The organism is Streptococcus sp. SM3, from assembly GCF_027497875.1.
Map to the genome: position 1 here is coordinate 1 of NZ_JAJNSA010000035.1, position 24,559 is coordinate 24,559.

A 24,559-nucleotide genomic window follows, 5' to 3' on the forward strand; every position below is an offset into this window, starting at 1 on the left:
TTAACGGTGTATTCGTAACTGGTGTTTCAATTCCCTTAACCGGAGTAACAGTTACTGGGACTTCTACTGTTATCACTTTTCCATTTGGTAATTCTACCGTTACTTTAACTGGATCTTTCTTACCTGGAGTTGTCAAGTCTGGAATGTTTTCAACATTTGTGACCTTGCCACCTTCTGGAATCTTAATTCCTTTAGTGTAATCCTCTGGTGTTAATGGAGTTTTCGTAACCGGAGTTTCAATCTCTTTAACAGGTGTTACATTAACTGGGACTTCTACTGTGACTACTTTACCATTTGGTAATTCTACCGTTACTTTAACTGGATCTTTCTTACCTGGAGTTGTTAAGTCTGGAATGTTTTCAACATTTGTGACCTTGCCACCTTCTGGAATCTTGATGCCTTTAGTGTAATCCTCTGGCGTTAATGGGGTAGATGTGACTGGTGTCTCTATTGAGACTGGAACGACTTCTACTACGTTAACAGGTACAGGTACCTCTTTAGTCGCAACTACTTTACCATCTTTCACATACTCTACCACTACTGTCGCTGGGATTTGTACACCAACTGTTGCTGTAGGTGGTACTGTTCCTGTTTTAACTTCTGTAACTGTTACAGTAACTCCTGATGGAAGCCCCTTCACGTTATTAGCTGCTTTTTCAGCCTGTTCTTTAATAGCTTTTTCTAGTTCTTGCTTATCACTATCTTTAAGAACTGTTACACCTTCTGGGGTTACTTTTGGTAATACTGTCACTGGGACTTTTACTGTCTCTTCACCATTTGCATACTTAACTTTAGTTGGTACTGTTACATCGGTTGCTCCAACTTTATCCTTTGTATCTGGTAAATCAGCTTCTGTTGGATCTTGTACTGTTCCACCTTGTCCTGGTGTTACTGCATCTTTTACTTTAGCTATTTCAGGTTTGTCGCCTTCAACAACGTATACTTGATCAGCATTTGAGCCAACGACATTTACAGTAATTTCTGCATCTTTTGTATACTTAACGCCATCTACTGTATAGGTTACTGGGACTTTTACAGTTCCTTTGTTTGTTCCTGCTTCCGATGTAATGGTTGCAAGCACTTCTTCTGTAATCGCTCCAACTTCTACATCTTTGGCACCATCTGGTAATTTAGCTTTGAAATCTGCTGAGTTTGCTACTTCTTCCGCTTTAGCTTTAGCTACTTCTTTAACTTTATCTGTAGTTTCACCTTTTGGTACTGTTACTTCACCTTTAGCAACTGGCAATACTGTCACTGGAACTTTCACTTGTTCTGGATCTTTAATTCCGTCGTAAGTTACAGGGACCGTTACTTCTTTCTTACCTGTTGTTTTTATTAGATCTTCTGGAATTACAGGATTACCTTTAGTTCCATTAGCTCCTGGTGTTACTGCATCTTGAACAGTTTTAGCTTCTACTGTATCACCTTCAAAGACTACCAATGATTTTGATGTTGAACCAACTACTGTTACAGGAACTTCTACTTCTTTAGTACCAATAACGTTTCCTTTTTCATCAGTATATTCAATAACAACTGTTGCAGGTTTTGGTTTACCTGTTTCAGTCACTTCAGCTGTTGTTGGTGTAGTTCCTGATTTAACTTCTTTAACTTTTACTGTCACACCTTCAGGAAGTTTATCTTTTGGTAATGCTGCAACTACTTCTTCAGCTTTAGCTTTAACTGCATCTTCTAAATTTTCGCTACCTTTAAGAACTGTTAAACCTTCTGGTTTCACTAATGGTAATACTTTCACAACTGCAGGTACTTCTACAAGTTTGTCTTCACCATTCTTAGCAACTACTGTTACCTTCTTGTCTCCAGGTGTTGTTGTATCAACTGGTTCTTTATACTCAAAGGTTGTTCCTTCTGGGTATTGCTCAGGGTTAATACTTTCACTTGCATCTGGTTGTGGTTTGGCAGGGTCTTCAAATACATATTGTGTCTCAGGGCTTACTACCACTACTTTAGCTGGTACTTCTACTAAAGTATCTCCATCCAATTTCGCTACAACGACTACATCTTTTTCACCCGCTGTTGTTGTATCAACCGGTTCTTTATACTCAAAGGTTGTTCCCTCTGGATATTCTTCTGGAGTGATACTTGATTTAGCATCTGGTTGTGGTTTGGATTTATCAGCTACAACAAATTGTGGAGTGCTATCAACTACACGAACAGTTGCAGGTACTTCTACAAGTACTTTATCCCCCTGTTTAACCACTACAGTTACTTTTTTATCTCCAGGTGTTGTTGTATCAACTTCTTCTTTGTACTCATATGTAGCATCATCTGGATAGTCTGCTGTGTCAATATTATCTTCTGGAGACGGTTGTTTCTTGTCTGCACTTACTGGAACAATTTGAGGATAGCCTGCAACAACTTTAATCGGTACATTAACAGTTTCTTCACGTTTATTATCCCCTGAACCGTATGTCACTGTCACAGGAGCTGTTAATGTGTCATCCCCAACTTTATCAGTTGTATCAGGAAGTTTAGTTTCATCTACTGTTTTCTCATTTCCTTTAGTAGTAACAGCATCTTTTAATTTTTCTGAAGATGGTTTATCTCCTTCTACTACATAAACAGGTTTTGCAGTTGAAACTTGTGGTTTAACTTTAATTGTAAACTCTTGATCTATTTCTTTCTTAGTATCAAACGTTGGATCCTGATCAAATGGATTATCTACAACATCATATCCCATAGATTTCAAAACATCAACACGTGCTTGAACTTTTTCTTCTGGAATTTTATCTCCTGATTTACCAGCAAGATCATCAATATTATATTTCGTATCTAATGGTGTTTCAACACCTTTATCATCTACAGAAACAAATTTAACTTTTGCTTTTTGATCATCTTTGTCATAGGTAATCTTGATATTTGCTTTTGGATCCGTAATTTTTGGTGGTTTATATCCTTCTTCTGGTTTAGCAGGATTTACAGGTTCTAATGGTGTTCCATTTCCATCTTTTGGAGTATATCCATCTTTATGAGGAATAATTTGTGTAACTTCACCAGTCTTGGTTGGATCATTTGGATCGTTAGGGAATGGAATCGGATCTCCATCCTTACCAGTGGTTGGATCAACAGGAATCCAGCTTCCAATCTTCGTATAAGTAACTTTATCCGTTTCATCAGGGATTACTTTTGTATCTTTTGCAGGGGTTGCTGCTTCTTTAGCTGGAATTTCTTTTTTATCAGCAATATATCCTGGTAAAACATCTACTCCAACTTTATCCCATGTTTTATTTGGACTTTCCCAATCAGTATAGCTTACTTCTTTTGTGACAAGATTAACGGTTGCTTTTCTTGTGAATGGCACCGTTTGAACAGTATCATCCTTAGCTTTTTCTTCAGCTGCTGTATCTGAGTCTTTCTTCACATATGAAATCACACGTTTAGCTGTTGTATTCAAGTCAGATTCAGCTAATCCCTCAGGCCATTTAAGTTCTGGGGTATCCCCATTTGGATCTACTGGACTATCTTTTTCATGTGGTGTTGATGAAGGTACTTCAATGATTCTAGGTTTAACCACAATTTTAAATGTTTGAGAAGGTGCTGATGAACCATCTGTTGGGTTAATATCTTCCTTGTCATCAAAAATTGGGTGATGATTATCCTGAGTATTATAGTCATCACTTTCTACTTCATAACCTTGGTTCTTAAGTTCTTTGATTTTGTTGTCAATATCTGTATTTGCTGGTAATTCTGAACCAGATTTACCTGTTAAATCAAAGCTAGAAACCACTTCATTTGCGGCTCCATCGACTTTCTTCTCAATCACTACTTTAGCTGTTTGAGTAGAAGGTGTATATGTAATTGGTGATTCCCCAAATTTATCCGTTGGTGTAAATCCATCTGGAACTTTATAGCCTTGAGTTGGATCATTTGGATTTTTCGGTGTTAATTCTTGACCATTGTAAACTGGAGTATATCCTGGAACATATGGAATTGTTATCGTGCTAAAATCACCTGGAACTGTTGGATCATTCGGGTTATTTGGATAAGAAATCTTATCTGGTGCTCCTTGTGGTTTCTTACCTGCTGGATAGTTTGGTACAAACGAACCAATCTCCTTATAAAGAACTTTCTTCACTTCAGGAGATACTGTTCCATTTTGTGCTGGCTTAGGAGCATCTTTTTCTGGAACAAGTTTATCCGCATTATCCACTAATAAATAATTATTAATAACTGGAGATTCAACTGAGTTATACTTACCATTAGTACCATCTGCTTTAGCATCAGTTAGTTTATCCGCTTCATTGTAAACTTCCCAATCAGAGTAAGTTACTTCTTTTGTTTCAGGATTAACTGTTGCTGTACGTTTGTAAGTTACTTTTTGCACCTTTTCAGCATATAAAGGAGTAGCATTATCTTTGTTTGCATCTTCTTCTTTTAGATACTTAATTGTACGTGTTACTTCTTTAACTAAATCCTCACGAGTAACTCCTGCTGGATATTTACCAAGATTTTCATCTCCTTCTTTTACAGGTGTATCTGCTGTTTTTGGAGATACTGGAGCTGTTGTGCTTGGATTTGTTGGATCAGTTGTTACTGTTGGGTCTACTTTAATTAAGTCTAAGACATGAACAGTGACATTTGTTTCAGTTGATTTCTTACCTTCACTATCAGTTGATTGAACTTTTACAGTGTAATCTCCAACTTTAGTTGTATCTAGATTACCTGCATCACTTACTGCGATTGTTGGTTTAGTAGAATCAACACCATCACGATCATCTTCTAAGTCAGTTGCAGATGGTTTCGCTTTTTCTAGAACTTTATCATTATTCCATTTGTCAGCTTCTTTAGTTTTATAAACATATAAATCTTTTTTCTCAACTGCTACTGTTGGAGCTTCGTTTAGAACATTAGCATAAGCTGGATCTGATTCGTTACCTGCTTTATCAAGCACAGTAACTTTGATACGTTTGTCAGGATTTGTTGTCTCATTCGCTTCTGTCAAATCTGTACCTGCTGGAACTGGAACAACTAATTTACCATCACGTACTTCAACTTTTGTTGCACCATTATACCAACCATCTGCTTTCTTCGTTAAAGTAATTGGTGTTTTAGTATTTGGTAAAGTAACTTTCAATGAAGTTAATCCACCAATTGCACGTTCAATATTTTTTACTTCTGTATCAGCATTTCTATTTGTTCCATTATTTTGATCATTGTCAGCGATATCTTGTTTTTCTCTAGGTACATCTGTTAAATTAGGATCTTTTTCTGTTGGTACAGAAATTAATAATTCTGTAGGTTGATTTTTATCAGTTTTTTCGCCATTAATACTATCTGTATGGACTGGTTCTACTGTAGGAGCAACAGGTTTAACAGTATCAATATAAATTGTTTTATTGTAATAATAATCAGGATTATCTGTATTTCCTAGTGCATTAAATGTATTTCTATATGGACTATTTGCATTTACAACACCTGTATTTTCTAATACTCTATTTCCTTGTAAATCTGTAAATCCTTCTTTAATTTCTGCAGTTACCTTAAAAGTAGCTGTCCCTTTGAAATTTTTTGCCGTTGTGAAATCAATACCGAATGTTCTTGTCCCATTCTTTGCTGGATCTGAATCCCCTGCATTGAATTTCAATCTAAGCGTTCTTGTAGCTTCATCATACGACACGACTTGGAAAGGACCAGGCCAATTCCATTCATTTGCTTTTTTTAGAGAATCTTTTAATTCGACACCTTCAGGAATTTTAATTGTGTATTCATAAGCGCCGTACGTTGGTAACCCACCAACGTTTTTCACAGTAACTCTTAATTGACCGGATTCTTTGTCTTTATAGAGAGTGTCTTCTCCATAAGAGGATGTAGCCTTATTACGAACAACATCTGTTGTCATTTCTAATGCAGCACCAACAGTTAAGTTAACTCCCCCTACAAAGTATCCATCTTCAATTTCTGTTTTACCATTTACTGGGTAAGTCTTTTTAAACGCTGGACCATCTTCTAATGCTTTAATGGTTACTTTAATTTTCTTAGTAGTATTTGGAGTATTAATAATCGTTCTCCAAAAACCAAAACCATTACCATTCCCTCCATCACCATACGGAGTTGAAACGTGTGTTGTTTCACTATTATTATTCGCATCTTTCAGTGTTGTTAAAACTTCACCTGTGTCTGCATCTGTAACGGTAATTTCTACTTTTTCACCAGTACCAGCAGTACCCATATTCCCATATGCACCACCCGTTAATGCACTAAGATATAATCTAGAATTCGGATTGACATTAAATTCTTTCGAAATTTGTGTACCTTTTTTATTTAACTGAATATAATAGCCTTTACCGACAGCAGAATGTTCTGCATTATTTAAAGGAACACCAGGTACACTTGAGTAGTTGACACCATTTGCATAGTTTTGATTAGCTTTATTAGGCGCTAAAGGATTGTCTGGAGTAGGAGTATCGTTATATTGTCTCTCAATACTTCCATTATTATCGTAAACTTTAGATGGTTTTGGTTCAAATCCAGCAGGTCTATCAGCCGCAACTTCTGTTGGAGCTTCTGGTTTAATCGCTGTTACATAATTATTTGTCCCTTCTATTTTCCATCCATCAATTTCATTTTCAATTCTCTTTTCTTTCCAATTGTAAGTAATTTTCCCTAACTTCACTGGGGCTGGATTTGGACTACTAGCATTATTTCTTGAATATTGATTTTCAACAGTTGCGGATTTTGTTTCAACATCTGGAGTATTGAAATCAATATCCCCAAACTGATTTTTCAAACTTGAAATAACGTTATCTACTGGGTTAGCTCCTACCCCTCTTTTATTATTGCTTGTAGGACCTTCCGCTGCTTGTTCCCCTACACCAGTAGGAGTCGCTCTAAATCCACTTTCCCCTTTACCAGGAATTGCTTTTCCATTTCGTGGATCTTGGTTTTTATTTGTTTTTTCTACTTTAGCTTCTGTTTCTGATTTATCTTCTACAGCAGGAGACACTTTTGGCATGCTCTCAATTACAAAAGCCTTTTCTCCTAATCTTGCAACAGTTTTATCTACCTCTACCTGAGTTGCTTTATCATTTGCTGATAAAGCTTGAGCTTCTAATAGTGTTGCCTTGGCATCCTCAATAGTTTTTGATGTTTTATTACTAATTTCAACTTTATCTATAGCTGATTGAATACGTGAAATCGCTTCTGATAGCTTACTAAAGTCTACCTTTGCAATATTTTCTGGTGCTAGCTTATCTTCATTAACTACAGCTTCAGCTGAAGTTACTACTGGTTTAGAAACTGGATCTTTAGAAGGAATTTCTTCTTTCTTGGTATCAGGGCTCGCAACATTCTCTTCGTGATTTAAGCTTTCTTGAGATGGCGACGACTGTGGATTAGACAAATTTGAGCTCGTTCTTGCATCGTTTCCTTGAATAGTATCAGCTTTTGCAGTGGCTCCACCTCCAAACATCATAAGCGCAGCAATTGCTACCGATGCTGCACCGAAACTATACTTTCGGATTGAAAATCGTTGAACTTTTTGTCCATGATATTTTTTTGTTCGTGAGTACATTACTACTCCTTTACTTATATTTTATTTACATCAAGAAAAGTCAGTAAGACCCTCAAATTGATACCAAGAAAAGTCCCGACTTCACCTATTGTATAATAAACATAATAACTCTATCTGTTCATTATGTCAAGCAATTCGATATTTTAATTGATGTAAATATATAAAAAAGTAAAGATAATTAATAGATTCAGAAATATGATTAACAACTCTATAACAACTTTCAAAAAAAGATTAAAAATTACTTCATAATTTACATAGAAAAAGGAGCGGATATGATATCCTACTCCTTATTCTTATCAGAAAATCTAATTAGAATTAGTCTTCTTTTTTCTTGCGAGCAACAAGTCCAAATCCACTCAAGACACCTAAAAGTCCAAGTGCTGCTAAGCTAGAGTCGGCTTCTGTCCCTGTATTAGGAAGTTCAGCTTGTCCTTTAGCTTCTGATGAAGTCGCTGGAGCTTGTGGTGCTTCACCATTTTCTGGTGCCGATGGCATCGTTGGAGTTGCTGGGTTAGCCGGTGTTGTTGGTTGACTTGGGTCTGTCGGTTTCACCGGACTTGTTGGGTTTGTTGAAGGTGTTGATGGAGAACCTGGTTGAGATGGAGTGAGTGAGCCTCCATTTGTAGAACGTTTAAATACGTGGATGACATTACCAGTTCCTTCAACTTTTATTGTATCTACCAATACATATCCTGGAATTGATCCAGCTGGGTTATCACCTTCAGCTAATGGTTTAACTGGTTTACCATTGACATCTACCCATACCGTTACAGGTTTCTTAGTTGATGGTTTGAAGATGTGAGTTACTTTACCTGTTTCTTTGTTTGTAACTGTTCCTACTAGTTCATAGTTAGGAGTAGATCCTGCTGGGTATGTTCCTGGTGTTACAGGTTTGATTGGGTTTCCTTTTTCGTCTACCCATTCAGTAGTTTTACCTTCTTCAATAGATTTCTTAACTTTTTCAGCTTCTTTCTTAGCTTCTTCCTTAGCTTTTTCTTTTTGCTCTGGAGTTAAGTTTGGATCTTTATCGATATTTTTGATTTTCTCTTCAAGTTCTTTTTCTACAGATTTTTTCGCTTTCTCTTTATCTTCTGGAGATGGTGTATATGGTTTATCTTTATCACCTTCAGATGGATTTGTTGGGTTGTCTGTAGATGGATTTGATGGAGTTTCTTTCTTAGCAGCTTCTTTAGCTTTTTCTACATCTTCAGGAGTCTTAGCTTCTTTTAATGCTTTCTTAGCTGCTTCTGCTGTTTTCTTAGCTTCTTCCTTAGCTTTTTCTTTTTGCTCTGGAGTTAGGCTTGGATCTTCATCAATTTTCTTAACTTTGTTTTCTAAAGCTTTATCGATTTCTTTAGAAGCTTCTTCTTTAACATCTTTGTATACGTAAGTAACTTCTGTTGTTCCTTCTGTTACTTTACCATTTTCATCACCTTTAGTTGAAGTTGGTACTAATACGTATAGTTTTCCATCTTTCGTAGTGATTGTAGCTGGTTTGTTGTCAGTTGTGTCATATGCTGAGCTTACAGATCCGTCTGTAGTATCTTTAACATCTTCTGCGATTGTGTTACCCGCTTCATCAGTGTAGTGAACTACTACGTTTCCTTTAACTTCTTTGTACACATATGTTACTTCTGTAGTCTTACCTGCTTCAACGCTTCCGTTTTCGTTACCTTTAGTTGATGCTGGTACTAATTCGTATACTTTTCCTTCTGGAGTAGTGATACGAGTTGGTTTCATATCATTATCAGTAGTGTTGTAAGCAGCTCCTGGTTTACCATCTTTAGTATCAACAGCGTCAGTTTGGATTGTGTTTCCAGCTTCATCTACATAGTGAACTACTACTTGTCCTGCTTTTTCGTAAACGTAAGTTACTTCAGTTTTACCTTCAACTACGTCTCCTGTTTCAGGTTTAGAATCGTCTTTAACAGCTTTTTCTGTTAAGTAATATTTAACACCATCTTTTTCGATTGTTGCCGGTTTGTTGTCAGTTGTATCGTATTTAGCGTTTAGAGAAGCACCTTTAGTATCTTCTTTATCGTCAGCAATTACGTTACCTTCTGTGTCAACGTAGTGAACTACTACATCACCAGTTACTTCTTTATAAACGTAAGTAACTTCTGTTGTTCCTTCTGTTACTTTTCCGTTTTCAGTTCCTTTAGTTGCAGTTGGCACTAACGCATATTTCTTACCATCTTTTGTAGTGATTGTAGCTGGTTTGTTGTCACTTGTGTCATATGCTGAGCTTACAGATCCGTCAGTCGTATCTTTAACGTCTTCAGCGATTGTGTTACCCGCTTCGTCAGTGTAGTGAACTACTACGTTTCCTTTAACTTCTTTGTAGACATAAGTTACTTCTGTAGTCTTACCTGCTTCAACATCACCAGTTTCGCTACCTTTAGTTGATGCTGGTACTAATTCGTATACTTTTCCTTCTGGAGTTGTGATACGAGTTGGTTTCATGTCGTTATCAGTAGTATCGTATTTAGCTCCTGGTTTACCATCTTTTGTATCAACAGCATCTGTTTGAAGTGTGTTTCCAGCTTCGTCTACATAGTGAACTACTACTTGTCCTGCTTTTTCGTATACATAAGTGATTTCTGTAGTACCTTCTACAACAGTACCATTTTCTGGTTTAGAACCTTCTTTAAGTTCTTTAGCTGTTAAGTGGTAAACTACTCCATCTTTTTCAAGTTTAGCTGGTTTGTTGTCAGTTGTGTCATATTTCTCACTTAGTGATCCATTTTCTACATCTTTCATATCTTCAGCAAGTGTGTTTCCTTCTGTATCAACGTAGTGAACGACGACATTACCAGTGATTTCTTTGTAGACGTAAGTTACTTCTGTAGTTTCTCCAGCTTTAACTTTACCAGTTTCATCACCTTTAGTTGATTGAGGGATTAATTCGTATACTTTTCCTTCTGGAGTAGTGATACGGTTTGGTTTCATTCCGTTATCAGCAGTGTTGTAGTCAGCGTTTGGTTTGCCGTCTTTTGTATCAACAGCGTCCACTTGAATAGTGTTACCTTTTTCATCAGTGTAATGAACGACTACTTGTCCAGCTTTTTCGTAAACGTATGTTACTTCAGTTTTACCTTCAACGACGTCTCCGTTTTCTGGTTTAGAGTCATCTTTAAGAGCTTTTTCTGTTAAATAGTAAACAGTTCCGTCTTTTTCGATTTTCTCTGGTTTGTTGTCAGTTGTATCGTATTTAGCGTTTAGAGAAGCACCTTTCGTATCTTCTTTATCTTCAGCAATGACGTTACCTTCTGTATCAACGTAGTGAACGACTACATCACCAGTTACTTCTTTATAAACGTATGTTACTTCTTTCGTTTCACCTGCAACAACTTTACCTGTTTCATCACCTTTAGTTGCTGTTGGTACGAGTTCGTATACTTTGCCTTCTGCAGTTGTGATACGGTTTGGTTTCATTCCGTTATCAGATGTGTTGTAGTCTGATCCTGGTTTTCCATCTACAGTGTCTTTTGCACCTGAAGCTACGTTAGCACCATCCGCGTCAACACCTACTAATGGAGTTCCGTCTTCTGTTTGGTAATTAACGACTACTTGTCCAGCTTTTTCATAAACATAAGTTACTGTAGTTGTACCTTCAACAACATCTCCAGTAGCTGGTTTAGAACCGTCTTTAAGCTCTTTAGCTGTTAAGTAATATTTAACACCGTCTTTAGTGATTTCATCTTTTTTGTGGTCAGCTGTATCGTATTTAACGTTTAGAGAAGCATCTGTTTCGTCTTTTTCGTCTTCAGCAAGTGTGTTACCTTCAGTATCTTCATACTTAACAACTACATTACCTTTAACTTCTTTATAAACGTAGGTTACTTCTTTAGTTTGACCTGATTCTACAGTACCTGTTTCATCACCTTTAGTTGATGCTGGGACTAGTTCGTATACTTTTCCTTCTGCAGTTGTGATACGAGTTGGTTTCATTCCGTTATCTGCAGTGTTGTATTCAGAACCTGGTTTTCCATTGTCAGTATCTTTAGCACCTGAAGCAATATCTTTACCGTCTGCAGTTCCTACTAATGGAGTTCCGTCTTCTGTTTGGTAATTAACGATTACTGATCCAGCTTTTTCATAAACGTAAGTTACATCAGTTTTACCTTCAACTACGTTTCCAGTTTCTGGTTTAGAATCATCTTTAAGACCAGCTTTTGTAATGTAGTATACAGTTCCGTCTTCTGCAGTGATTTTTTCTGGTTTGTTATCAACAGCAGTATCATATTTTTCGCTTAGAGATGCACCTTTAAGGTCGTCTTTATCAGCTGCGATTTTGTTACCTTCTGTGTCAACATAGTGAACTACTACATCACCAGTTACTTCTTTATAAACGTATGTTACTTCTTTAGTTTCTCCAGCAACAACTTTACCAGTTTCTTCACCTTTAGTTGCTGTTGGTACTAATTCGTATACTTTTCCTTCTGCAGTTGTGATACGAGCTGGTTTCATTCCGTTATCAGAAGTGTCATATGCTGATCCTGGTCTTCCGTCTACAGTGTCTTTAGCACCTGAAGCTACGTTAGCACCAGCTGGGTCAACACCTACTAATGGAGTTCCATCTTCTGTTTGATAGTTAACGACTACTTGTCCAGCTTTTTCATAAACATAAGTTACTGTAGTTGTACCTTCAACAACATCTCCAGTAGCTGGTTTAGAACCGTCTTTAAGCTCTTTAGCTGTTAAATAGTATTTAACACCGTCTTTAGTGATTTCATCTTTTTTGTGGTCTGCTGTATCGTATTTAACGTTTAGAGAAGCATCTGTTTCGTCTTTTTCGTCTTCTGCGATTACGTTACCTTCAGTATCTTCATACTTAACGACAACATTACCTTTTACTTCTTTATAAACGTAGGTTACTTCTTTCGTTTCACCTGCAACAACTTTACCAGTTTCATCACCTTTAGTTGCTGTTGGTACTAATTCGTATACTTTACCGTCTGCAGTTGTAATACGGTTTGGTTTCATTCCGTTGTCTGCAGTGTTGTAGTCAGTTCCTGCTTTAGCGTCTGTAGTGTCTTTAGCACCTGAAGCAATATCTGTACCGTCTGCAGTTCCTACTAATGGAATTCCGTCTTCTGTTTGGTAGTTAACTACTACTTGTCCTGCTTTTTCGTAAACGTAAGTTACTGTAGTTGTACCTTCTACTACGTCTCCAGTAGCTGGTTTAGAATCATCTTTAAGTTCTTTAGCTGTTAAGTAGTATTTAACACCATCTTTCTCGATAGATTCTTTTTTGTGGTCAGCTGTATCGTATTTAACATTTAGAGAAGCATCTGTTTCATCTTGTTCGTCAGCAGCAAGTGTGTTACCTTCAGTATCTTCATACTTAACAACTACATTACCTTTAACTTCTTTGTAAACGTAGGTTACTTCTTTAGTTGTTCCTGATTCAACCTCACCTTCTTCTTCACCTTCAGTTAAGTCTGGAACTAATTCGTATACTTTGCCTTCTGCAGTTTTAATACGAGTTGGTTTCATTCCGTTATCGGCAGTGTTATAAGCTGTACCTGGTTTACCATTATCAATGTCTTTTGCACCTGATTCTACAGTTTTACCAGCTCCATCTTCGTCTACTACTGTTCCTGCAAGTGGAGTTCCATCTTCAGTTTTGTAGTTAACGATTACTGATCCAGCTTTTTCATAGATGTAAGTTACTTTTGTAACACCTTCTACTACTGTTCCTGTTTCAGCTGGTGATGTAGTTTCTGTACCATTTACAGATGTCATTGTGTTTGCTTCGTTTAAGTAGTAAACATTTCCTTGTGCATCTGCCAGTTTTTGAGGTTTTTCAGTTTCATTTTCTTTAGTGTTGTAAGGTACGTTTTTAGAAGCTGTAGTACTACTTACAATTACATCATTTCCATCAGCATCAACATAGTATTTCTCAGTTACTACTTCAGCTACTGTTTCAGGAGTATCAGTGTAAGGAGCTTTTAATTCTGTTCCGTCTTCTGTTTGGTAGTTAACGACTACAGAACCTTTTTTCTCTACTTCACGAGTTTTTTCTTCTGCATAAGTGTAAGTGATTGTTGTAGTACCACTTGCTAAACGGTATGCACGAAGAGGAGTGATTTCATCACGATAAGAGTACTCTTCAACTTCCGGCGAAGGATCAGAAAATTTAAGAAGAAAATCACTACTATCTTCTAAAGTACTTGTTTCTTGATCAGTAACGCTTGCTATATCAGCTGTTATATCACTTGTAGGTCTTCCTTTATCATCAACTTGATCTCCCTTATCAGCACTAATCGCCAGAGGACCATCAGTTTTTGCCGCCATCCCTAAAGTAATATATCGTTTGAAATTAAGGAGGTTATCTTCAAATCCTTTTTCTTGAAGATATGCAAGATAGTTTTTTACAAGAGTTTTGTTTGCTTCTCCTGTTAAAGTATCTGGAGCCGCTTTAAAGTTTTGTACCATTGCATATGTTCTATTTAAAGTAGCCCCAGTTCCATCTTTATCATCTGCTACATTATCACTAGATGACAATTGTATCTGTGCTGTTAAAGAGAAACTCTCAGTTTTAGCTGTTACATAGGTATTTTTCTCAAGGACGAAAACATAATCTCCTTCTTTGATTCCTCCATCAGCCGTTACGTTCGCTGAATTGAAGTTTTTTGCTGTTGCTTCTCCAGCTTTGAAAGCTTCTATCATCTTAGCATCAGAAGTGATTGCACCTGAATCAGCTTGTACATATTTACCATATGTTCCTTTTCCAGTTTGTTCAACAATCCAAGCTTTTCCACCAGGTTTTACAGTATCATAAGTGATTTTACCTTCTGCGTTACTTAACCCTTCTGGAGTCAATTTCGCAGTTACATCACCTAGAGTTGTGTCAGAGTACACTCCTCCACCGTTTCCAGTAGTTTCAACTTTAGGTTCTCCGATTAGGTGGTAAGTTTTCCCATCTTTTTCGATTGTTTCTTTCTTACCATTTTCTTTAGCGTCGTTTAAGTCGCTATCTTCTGCATCGCCACCTGTAGTTCCTTTGAAAACTTCTCCTGATTTACCGTATACATCGTATGTTGTTTCGATTGTTTTATCAGCACCAGAATTTTGGTTTTTATTTTCTTCTAGAACAGTATTACCTTCAGCAGTTACGTATTTGTAATCTACTTTTCCTGTTTTAGTAATTGTATTTGTTCCCTCTGCAGTTGGATCAGTTGAAAATGCCCTACCTGCATCTGGGTTCTCAATATTAGCTGTATCTACAATTACTGACCCCTTATCATTTGAGATCGTTGTTGTGTTGTCGCTGTTTTCTGTCATCGCTGCTTCTGCAATATGGGGTTGTCCTGCCATTGCAAGGGCTGCACCGACAATCAGACCGACTGTACCGATTTTGACTGAGTCTGAACGACCGTCTTTAAACTTACGAATGGAAAATTTTTCTTTTTTATTTATAAACATCTTCATCATCCTTTTTTTATTGTATAATTTTTATTTTTAAGCTGTTATTATGCTAATACTTGCTTGAAAACTTCAAAATTAGACACTTAATTTTAACACTTTAAAACCTCTTATACAAGGAATTTGAATACTTTTTGATCATTCAAACTATAGTTTTTCGCTATATTTATATATAAAAAATCCATACAGATGCATGGATTTACATATTTAAAAATATACATTTATGCTACCAGCCAAGTGAAACCCTTTCAAATTGACAACCTAAGCGTCGCAATTCTTTTTGACGGTCCTCATAGTAGGGGAGAGAAATACCTGTAATGGTCACATGGGTCAGGTCTTTCAAGTGGAGGCTGACCGATGAAGTAAAATGATAGACATGAACGAACTCGTATTCTTGAAAGAGTTGGGCTAGGACATCTTCAAAGATCAGCTCCGTCTCCAAGTAGGTCACACCAGGGATAGTGAAGGTTTCCTTGGGATGGGGTAGATAGAGGTCAATGGCCAAGGCCTTGGCATAGGTACTGATAAAGCGGATGGAGATCTGATCGTCTTCTTCAGAGAACTTTTGCCCCAGCAAAACCTTGACCGTCTTGCCATTTGAAACGGGTGCTTGGGACAGGTCAAAAAAATGCTCCAGATAAACCAGCTTTTCTCTAGCCACGACATGGTAGTCACTGCGATAGAGGGTATAGTGCTTTTCCGTTCGCTCAATCAAGTCATCTCTGGTCAAGCCTAAAGAGCCCACCTGACTGGGTTGAAGGGGCCAAGCATACATACCCAAGGGATAAATATCCGCATAGCCATCATCGAAACTCATGAGGTGCCGGTAGTTTGAACTAGCAACCAAGTCCAGAATCAAGCTATTATCAAAACTAGCATAAAAAATGGTGTCATAGTCGCCAGCCAGCTCCTGACAAATCTGAGCCAAGTCCTCTGCCGTCTGAGGATAGTGAACATGGTCAAAATCCTTGGCATAATGCTCCTGTCGGGCATTTTTGACAGGACTGACATAAAGGCTAACAAAGTCCTGATTAGGATAGAGGCTCTTTATATGCTGAGCTATTTTAGCCTGCAAGGGTGTTGTCGCAATGATGAGGTGTTTCATCTCTTTGATTCTCCTAGGTGGTGATGGTGAAGCAAGGTCTCAACGACTTCAAAGTCCAAGGCATCGTCGATATCATAAGAATAGAGTTTGGGCATTTCATAGGCTACTGTCTTATCCGTGTAAAAGGTCTCATCTCGTAGGTAAAGGTCCTTGCGAGAAATCCAAATACTACCGTTGGGATAGTAATAGACAGGTTCTTTCTGCCGAGCATAGTGCTTAGATACCTGAGGCGGACGGATAAATGACGACTCCGCTAGTTGCAAGAAAAGACTACGACTCTTGTCCGCCTTAACACAGGAAATCAAATGGTCGGCGCCAGACTGACAGTAAAGTTGATAGGATTCGATGAGGTGCTCTACCTCTCTAAGAGGTGAAGTCACCTGTAGATTGACAAAGACTTGCTCTTCCTCAAAGGGCTGTAAAAAGTCGCGTAAGGTTTCTAAGCTAGAGGTTGTTGCCAAGGCCAATTCTTTTGATCTGTGGACACAACGAATCTCTGGATAGGCTTGACGACAGAGTTCTAAATAGGCTAATGAGTCTGAGGAAACCCAGATATCACTAAATAGCTTGGAGGCTAGAGCGACTTCTATGGTATAGAAAACCAAGGGTTTGCCTGCAAGCGGTTTGATATTTTTATCCACCAAGCCGCGTGAACCCGAACGGATCAAAATGACGGCTATGGGTTTAGATGTTTCTTTCATATAGTCTTCCTAGAATTGAGATAAAAAGGGCAGATAGGGTAGTGATGATGCTATTTAACCAAGGATTGGGGTTGGCAAAGAGTCCACTGTAATGATAAAGAACCAAGGCTCCTAGACTAATGACCAGATAGATTTTAGCTAGATACAAACTCGGTCTTTTGAGGAGCAAGACCAAGAGGTACAAACCACCTATCGCACCTAGTGTCAGGCCCATAAAGCCGTTAATCCATTCGTAGATGGAGTAGATTTCTGCATTCATGAGTAAGAGGCAGAGGAGCCAGGACAAGCCTGCTAAGGCAAAGGATAGGAGGCTTGGCGACCAGCGAATCTTTGTCCAAGCAAAATCCAACTTCAAGCAGGTCACGATTGCATTCATACTGGATGAAACTGTGGATTGGCCTGCTGCCAAGAGAGCCAGCATGATGAAACTACCAAACCAAGGTGCCAGACCTTCCCGAGCGTAAGCGATGAGAACAGGATTGGTCGATGTGGTAGCGAAATTTTCCTGACGAATCAAGCAGCCAATCAGATACAGTAAACTAGCAATCCCAAAGGACAAGAGTCCCTGTAGCCATAAGATTTTTCCAATCTTCTGACGCCCCATTTTGCTATTAAAACGTTGGACGATATCCTGCGAAGAAACGTAGGAAAACAAGCTACTAAAACCTGCTCCTGCAACTAAGATCAAGACCAGCTTCCCATCCAGCGTCTCTGCGAAGTGAGATAGCTGTTGACTGCTATTCACGACTAAACCAGATTGGGCAATTCTTGGTAGAAAGAGGGCTAGTATAGCTAGCAGGACCAAACCCTGAAAGAAGTCCGTCCACAGCACAACCAAGAGACCACCCCTTGCCAGATAATAGACCGTCAAGAGAAGAAGTAAAGCTGACAAGACCAGCTGATTGATGGGGATAAAGGGCTCTAAGGCCTGAGACAACAAGTAGGTCACCACTGCTATTCGCCCCAACTGGTAGAGGATGAAAAGTCCTGAAGCCAGTGAACGAATGCCAGCCGATTGAAACTTATCCTCTAACAGATGATAGGCTGTCTCGTAGTTTCCCTGTTGATAGAGGGGCAAAAAGTAGCGATGAGCTAGTGGAATGGCTAGAAAGATGCCACACTGGGCAAACCAGAGATAGGGCCTGCCTGTATAGGCATTCCCCACCAGAGTCAAAAAGGAAATGGGACTGAGCAAGGTCGCAAAGACTGAGAAGGCCAAAACTGTCACTGGAACAGCTTTCTTAATCTGATAGTAATCCTCTTCGCTCCCTTTTTTCCGATAGGCAATCGAGGAAATCAAGTAGAAATAGAGCACTAGGGTAACTAGAATTCCCAACATCCTAGAAGTTCCTATCTAATAGTTCTCTGTATATGTGAGCTACTTTTTCCAGAGAATAGCGAGAGGCTAAGGCTAGATTTTTTTCATTCGATAGATAAAAATCAGGCTCTTCCATCTCTTCTATCTTTTGAATCAACTCTGATTTGGTTTTAAACAAGTTGATGGCATTGGACTGGCCAGCATAGAAACGATGAGCAATATCCACATCCGATAACAAGGCTAACAAACCTTGACTCAAGGCTTCAACACAGGCGTTGGCAAATAACTCTGTATAACTAGCTGACAGGTAACATTGGTGCAGATGATAAGGCACTTCGTTAACGATACCTTTAAAGTGAATGGTTGGCGGAAGATCATATTGATTCTGTAATTCTGCTAGACGTTCATCTGAGCCACCATAAAAGGTAATCTGGGCCTTGGAGCCACGTTTGTAGAGTTCGATAAAGGCTTCAATGACAAGTTCAACGTTCTTGCCTTCTCCCATATGACCTACCAAGCAATAGTCCAAAACAGGTCCGATTTGTCTTAGCTGACCTAATTTTTCTGTAAACATAGGTGGTAAAAACTTAGTATCATACCCTTGTTTCGCCAAAGTATCAGTCAGCACTTCACTGGCAACTAGATATTTGTTTGTCTTGCGCAGATTGGCGAGGCGTAAGTCTCGCATGACATTTTCATGGATGACTTCATAGTAATTTTTGTCCGTGTTTTCCATATAACGCCAGAGGCTAGGCTTGGGTACGATTTGTTGGTCACGGATGAAGAGGTCGGTTTGCTGGGCCCATCTGGCTAAGAATTTAACCAGCAAATCCTCTTCAGAACGGATCTCTCCTCCTATGCGGTAGATGTATTCTGGGTAAAAGATAGTGACAGGAGAGGGTTCTTTAAAGGGATCGATAAAGCGTCCTTCAAGGGCCAGTTCTCCATTTTCATGATACCAACGAAGTTCCTTCTCCTTGAAATCTTCAAATAAGAAAGGACCTTTGGTATAGTAATATCTCCCCGAGCCATCTCCTAGGGTAACAGAGGCCACAAAACCATCCTCATTGAGCTCAACCTGATCTCCAGCTGATAGTGTCAGACTTTCTGGTTTCACTGATAAGTCTGCATGGCCTATATCTGAAAAACTATGCGGAACACAGAGCAGTTCCTTTTCTAAAAAACCTAACTTGATCAAGTCTTTCTTCCAATCAGGACGAAGCTGAGGACTCGACACAAGGTGAACATATTCCAAACCCAGATATCGTGCTATACGGGCTCGATAGACTTGGGTACTCTCAAAACCATAGCGATGGATTTCCTTGGCTGGATGAATGGTGACAATTCTCGACATGATGTAGACTCTTTCTCTCTTATTTTCTACTTACAAAGGAAAAACCACCCTCACAAAGAAGCGAGGGTGGTTTTTCCGTTACAATGCTTGGGGATTTCCTAGCAAGTTCCCCCTCAAAAGGACTTTATGCTATTCTATCACAAAGACTGACCATCTGCAAGGTGGACTGGTTTAGACAGGATAGCTTGGGGGAGTTTTCTTATTGTTTATAAATCGATTCTCTGAAATCATCTGTGCTACGTAGGTAGGCATTGTAGATTTTTTGTTTTAATAAGTGTACCCAGCTTGCAGGAGCATGGCTTGTCGTACGGTCAATGTTAGCCACATCTTTTGCCACTGCTTGATCGATGAGTTCTTGCATTTGGGCAGCTGAACGGATTGTAATCTCCTTGCTGCTGTTTGGTACACCAAGTTCATACTGAATAGTGATTGGTTTCAACTGGTCTTGCTTGCGAATACGTTTATTAAACATATCCTTCTTGAAATTAGCCCATGAAACGTATTTATTAGCAAAGACATTTTTCAAGACGAGACTATCAGTAATGAGTCCCACATCTTTTCGGTGCCAATCTGAATAGGTAATGTCCCCTTTGCGTTTAGCTTCTTCTGCGTATTGGTTGGATACATATGGTAAGAACCCATCTTGATAACCTTTTTCTGCCAACAATTCGTAGGCTGTCTTTCTAAACATGATGTCACCAGGCGCACCCTTTGGATTACTGAGGGCAGCATAAATCGGTGAGAACATGCTGATCAGATGATAGCCATTACGAGTATAGTCACTCTTATCACGGTATGCCCGACGGTTGATGATATTATTGTCAATCAAGGCATCAAGACTGGTTAGTTTACTTACTTCAGCATCTGTCAATGGACGAACAGAGTTTCCAGCATGAGTTTGTTTATGGTACTTGTCCTCAATGTAGAAATTCTCTATTTTTCTAAACCATTTTTTCTTAACATCATTTGACTTAGTTAAAATGGCATTGGCTTCCATAGCATCCAAGGTATACAAGACATCGTACATACCGTGCACATACTCTTGCAAGGCTGCGGCTGATGTGAAGCGGCTTGTCGGATCATAAGTATGCAAGCGAGTTGGTGAATCCTTATCCCCTTTATAGAGAGTATTCAAGACAATAGCATCCTTATCTAGACTGTCAGCAGATTGCAACAGTCCTAAGGCATACAACTCTGCTCCCAATCCTTCACGACGACCTTTTCCTTCAAAGTAAATATGTCCGTCAGAATTATGAACCATTTCATGGGTATAGACTGATGTTCCGTATTTATCCAACAGGCGGTCGCTGACATAGTGGACCTCAGAACCGTTGGCATAGGCTCCAGCTCCTTTGCTTTCCCCATACCACTTACCAGTTGGTCCAAAGAAGTTGTAGATAGAAGCAATGGATTTATCAGACAGGGTAGCCCAGTAATACTTGCTATTGCTATCTTTCATACCAAAGCCATCTGAAACCATGACTGAACGGAAGAGTTTTTCTTTGTATTCTGGTGAAAGGAAGTGGTACCAGATATCGTAGTGGTCTCGTTGCCATTCAGCCGACTGGTTGACCTTAGCACGGACATACTGACGCAATTCTTCTCCTGATAAGACTGTATTATTGACACGATCACGGTAGCGTTCGTAGCCACCAAAGGCCAAGGTAGAAAGATTTGAAATCACATAAACATCTTCTTCTGGCAATGTTAATAAAGGTAGGAGCATGTTTTTTAATTTCCAACTTGGTGCCGTAATACGGTCATAGACTCCCAGCATATACTTACTATCCGCTCTAGCTGACTCTTGTTTGGCACGCACTTCTGGAATTGCTGATTTACTCTCTACTATATAGGCCTTGGTATTCGTCTCCAACCATTCATTATTGGTTTTAGTTGGTAGGAAGAGTTTTCTGTAAGACTCTAGTAAATCCGTTACTGTCTTGCGACCTTTTGCAGCAGCTAGTGTTGTTTCATAGGCACTTGGATTATTTGATGCCTTGAGATTTTCCATACCACTCTGACCTAGTGCAATGATAGTATCCAGGGTTGAAGCTGTGCTATTGCCATCAAAATCAAACTTATAGGTATTGAGGTCCTTGGTGTTGATGTGATCGTAGTTGATATTGTACCAGCGATTGAGGTAAGTCAAACCAAGCAAGAAAGCTTCCTTGTTGTTCTTGATTTTCTCGCTGATGTAGGTTGCTACACTATCTCCCATCGTATTGATAGACTTGTCCATGGCTAGCACTTTACGGAGATGTTCGCCGATATTGGATTTAACTTTTTCAAATTCTTTGTCCAAATATAGCGAATCAAGCGACGCATCTGCCTCAATGCCCAGAACTCTTCTCATGGCTGCTGAGTCATATTCGACCCCTTGCAAATCTGCTAGGACCTGATTGGTCACTTTCGTATAGTCAGATAGAAAGACCTCTGGCGTAAAGATAAAGGGTTTACCTGCTACGCTGTACTCTGCAATTTGTGTATTTTTGAAGTCGTCTTTGTAAGTGACGTCCAGATAACTGATTGTATTGTCAGCAAAATGCAACATCAGTTTATTGATTGCTGCTTTATTGGCCTGAATATCTGTGATGATGTCATTGTCCTTCATTGGTACAACATCCAGCAGTTCTGTAGTATAAAGCTTATTAGTAGGATCAACTTGATTGCCATAGTGAACCACTAGCTCTTTATTATAGAAAGGCATCAATTTCTCGATATTGTGATAAGCAACTTTTCGACTAGCTTGGCCTTGACTTAACTGAGTATAGTCCACACTTCGTTGATTGTCCTTTAGTGTTTGACCTGTATCGTCTAGTGTCACTGTCATCCCATAAGACTGAACCTTTTCTCTAGCCTGGTCTTGGGTGATTGGGATTCCATAGAGATCGGCCTTCTTGTTCTCAACAACAGTGCTAGCATCTTTGATGTCCGCTCCCCTGTACTGGTCCCCTGTGATAGCATAACCATCTCCAGCGTTGACCATGCTAACGACATGATGGATACGGCCATTTTGCCATGTAGAACCCGCTATACCTCCGACGCGAGGATAGGTTGTCGTATTGAGGATGGTTCCACTTGCTAGTGCATGAGAGACCAAAGCACCACTTTGAACTTTCCCTACAATACCTCCAGCAAATTGGTCATTGTTGCGGGCATTACTAGAAATATTTGCATCAACGGCTACCTTATCAATCTTAGCCTTATTACCAGATAGGAGCCCTGCTATACCTCCCACATAGTAAGGAGAAGCATCCGTATGCTTAGCCTGAATGCTACCTGTAAATGAACTATTGCTTATTTCTGTATCTTGAGCCTTGGCTACCAAACCTGCAACTGACTTGCTACCTGACAATTGACCTTCTACAGCTACATTACTAATCTGGCTGTTAGTAGCCACTTTTGCTAGGCTGGCTGTATCTTCTTGACTCTTAATCGATACTGCTTTAAAATCAATATCTTTCACAGTAGCCTTGGTCAAATTATCAAACAAGGCTGTCTTAAGGTCATAAATCGCAAACGGCTTCCCATCACTCGCACCGATAAGATTACCAGTGAAAGTGCCTGTCACATAGCTGGTTTGTCCCTTAGCTAAGGCCACTTCATCAGCTGTCATATCAGCTCCAAGTTTAAAGGTTCCAGCGAGATTACCTTGCATGGCAGCAATCAGTTTCTTGAAGGAAGTATAGACACTGTCCTTGGCAAGCTTTTGCTTATCAACTGTGAAGCTATAGTTATCCTTGTATGCTGAATCTTTCTCTTGAACCAGTTCATTGAAGGCAACGGTTACCTTGTACTTCCCATCCTCTGTTTCCTTAATAGAGCTAACTGGTAGCAACATTTCTTTCATCTTATCTGATTTGACTTTGACAAAATAAGGTGATAAATCACTTGGTACTTCTGATAAATTCAGATAGCGACGGTAGTGACCATCTTCCTTACCATAGAGCCCCACTTCATCCACATCTTTGATTTCAATTTTCTTATAGTCCAATTGAAAATCTTTCGTTGATACTTCTGTATTTTCCTGATCAGATTGGCCTAGATTATAGGTCAGGTAAGTCTTAATTGTATAAGGAGTATAGTAGTCCAAACCATCAATCGTTTGCTGAACAGATAAATCTTTCAAATCCACTTCTTTAATTAGTGTTCCATTTTGAAAAACTTGAGCCTTGGCCTTAACAAAAGCAGACGTTGGGTCATCTAAGCGGTAGTTGACTGCTACTGCTTTTTTGCTCTCATCTTTAACCAGATTAGTAATTTCAACTGTTGGTTTGGTTTTAACAAGACTACCAACCTTGACAATCTCTTTGGTTGGTTCTACTTCTGTACGTGAGATTTCCTTGCTAGCTTCCACCTTACCATCTACGAGATAATCTTCATACTCGATTGTCCGTAAACCATCTTTTCCTTCCTGAGCAATTTCTCGATGATTTTTCAAGATGGTCGCATCTTCGATTTCTTCAGTTTCGTGAGGGATAGTTTCTGTTACTGTACGATGATTACTTGTCAAAGGCAGTTCAGGAAGAGCTTCTGCCACAGCAGCCTCGCCCTCGTGACCCTGCTCTTGTGTGCCTTGGGTGCTAACGGGTTCTATATAAGACGGTTGAACGGGTTGAACTAGGGTATCCCCTTCATGACCTGACTCTTGCGTACCTTGGGTACTAATTGGGGCTGTGTACGCTGGTTGTGCTGGTTGGACTGGAGCCTCACCCTCGTGACCAATTTCTTGGGTCCCCTTACTGCTAACAACTTCTGTAGACTCTGGCACTGTTGGCTCAACTGGAGCTCCCTCCTGAGGACCTGTGTAAACTGGTAGTTCTGATTGAACCAGGGATTCGCCTTCATGACCTGACTCTTGCGTACCTTGGGTACTGATTGGACCTGTATAAGACGGTAATTCTGGTTGAACCAGAGATTCGCCTTCATGACCTGACTCTTGCGTGCCTTTTGCTTCTACCGGGGCTGTGTAGGCTGGTTGTGCTGGTTGGACTAGAGCCTCACCCTCGTGACCAATTTCTTGGGTCCCCTTACTGCTAACAACTTCTGTAGACTCTGGCACTGTTGGCTCAACTGGAGCTCCCACCTGAGGACCTGTGTAAACTGGTAGTTCTGATTGAAC

General features: G+C 39.3%; 7 protein-coding genes. All 7 read right to left on the bottom strand.

From position 1 onward, the window contains the following. The coding region (locus PAN06_RS06890) for a Rib/alpha-like domain-containing protein (RefSeq protein ID WP_269795930.1) at window positions 1–7,528 on the bottom strand (7,528 nt) is incomplete at its 3' end. A gap of 315 nt (window positions 7,529–7,843) precedes the next feature. Continuing rightward, complete coding sequence (locus PAN06_RS06895; RefSeq protein WP_269795931.1) at window positions 7,844–14,959, bottom strand: MucBP domain-containing protein; 7,116 nt, start codon at window positions 14,957–14,959, stop codon at window positions 7,844–7,846. Window positions 14,960–15,185: 226 nt separating this feature from the next. Next, window positions 15,186–16,064 carry a glycosyltransferase family 52 gene (locus PAN06_RS06900; RefSeq protein WP_125458489.1) on the bottom strand — a complete coding sequence of 293 codons (879 nt, stop codon included), beginning with the start codon at window positions 16,062–16,064 and terminating at the stop codon, window positions 15,186–15,188. Then, the gene (locus PAN06_RS06905) at window positions 16,061–16,765 is read right to left on the bottom strand and encodes an acylneuraminate cytidylyltransferase family protein (RefSeq protein ID WP_125458491.1); all 705 of its coding nucleotides are present in this window, start codon (window positions 16,763–16,765) and stop codon (window positions 16,061–16,063) included. The genes PAN06_RS06900 and PAN06_RS06905 overlap by 4 nt, the downstream gene beginning before the upstream one ends. Then, a complete protein-coding gene (locus PAN06_RS06910) occupies window positions 16,749–18,104 on the bottom strand; it encodes a sodium:solute symporter (protein WP_125458492.1) in 1,356 nt (451 codons plus the stop codon). Before PAN06_RS06910 ends, PAN06_RS06905 begins: the two co-directional genes overlap by 17 nt. A 1-nt stretch (window position 18,105) precedes the next feature. Then, window positions 18,106–19,437, bottom strand: coding sequence for a glycosyltransferase (locus PAN06_RS06915; RefSeq protein WP_004262770.1), 1,332 nt, complete (start codon window positions 19,435–19,437; stop codon window positions 18,106–18,108). A gap of 199 nt (window positions 19,438–19,636) precedes the next feature. Next, the gene (locus PAN06_RS06920) at window positions 19,637–24,523 is read right to left on the bottom strand and encodes a ZmpA/ZmpB/ZmpC family metallo-endopeptidase (protein WP_269795932.1); all 4,887 of its coding nucleotides are present in this window, start codon (window positions 24,521–24,523) and stop codon (window positions 19,637–19,639) included. Window positions 24,524–24,559 lie beyond the last annotated feature (36 nt).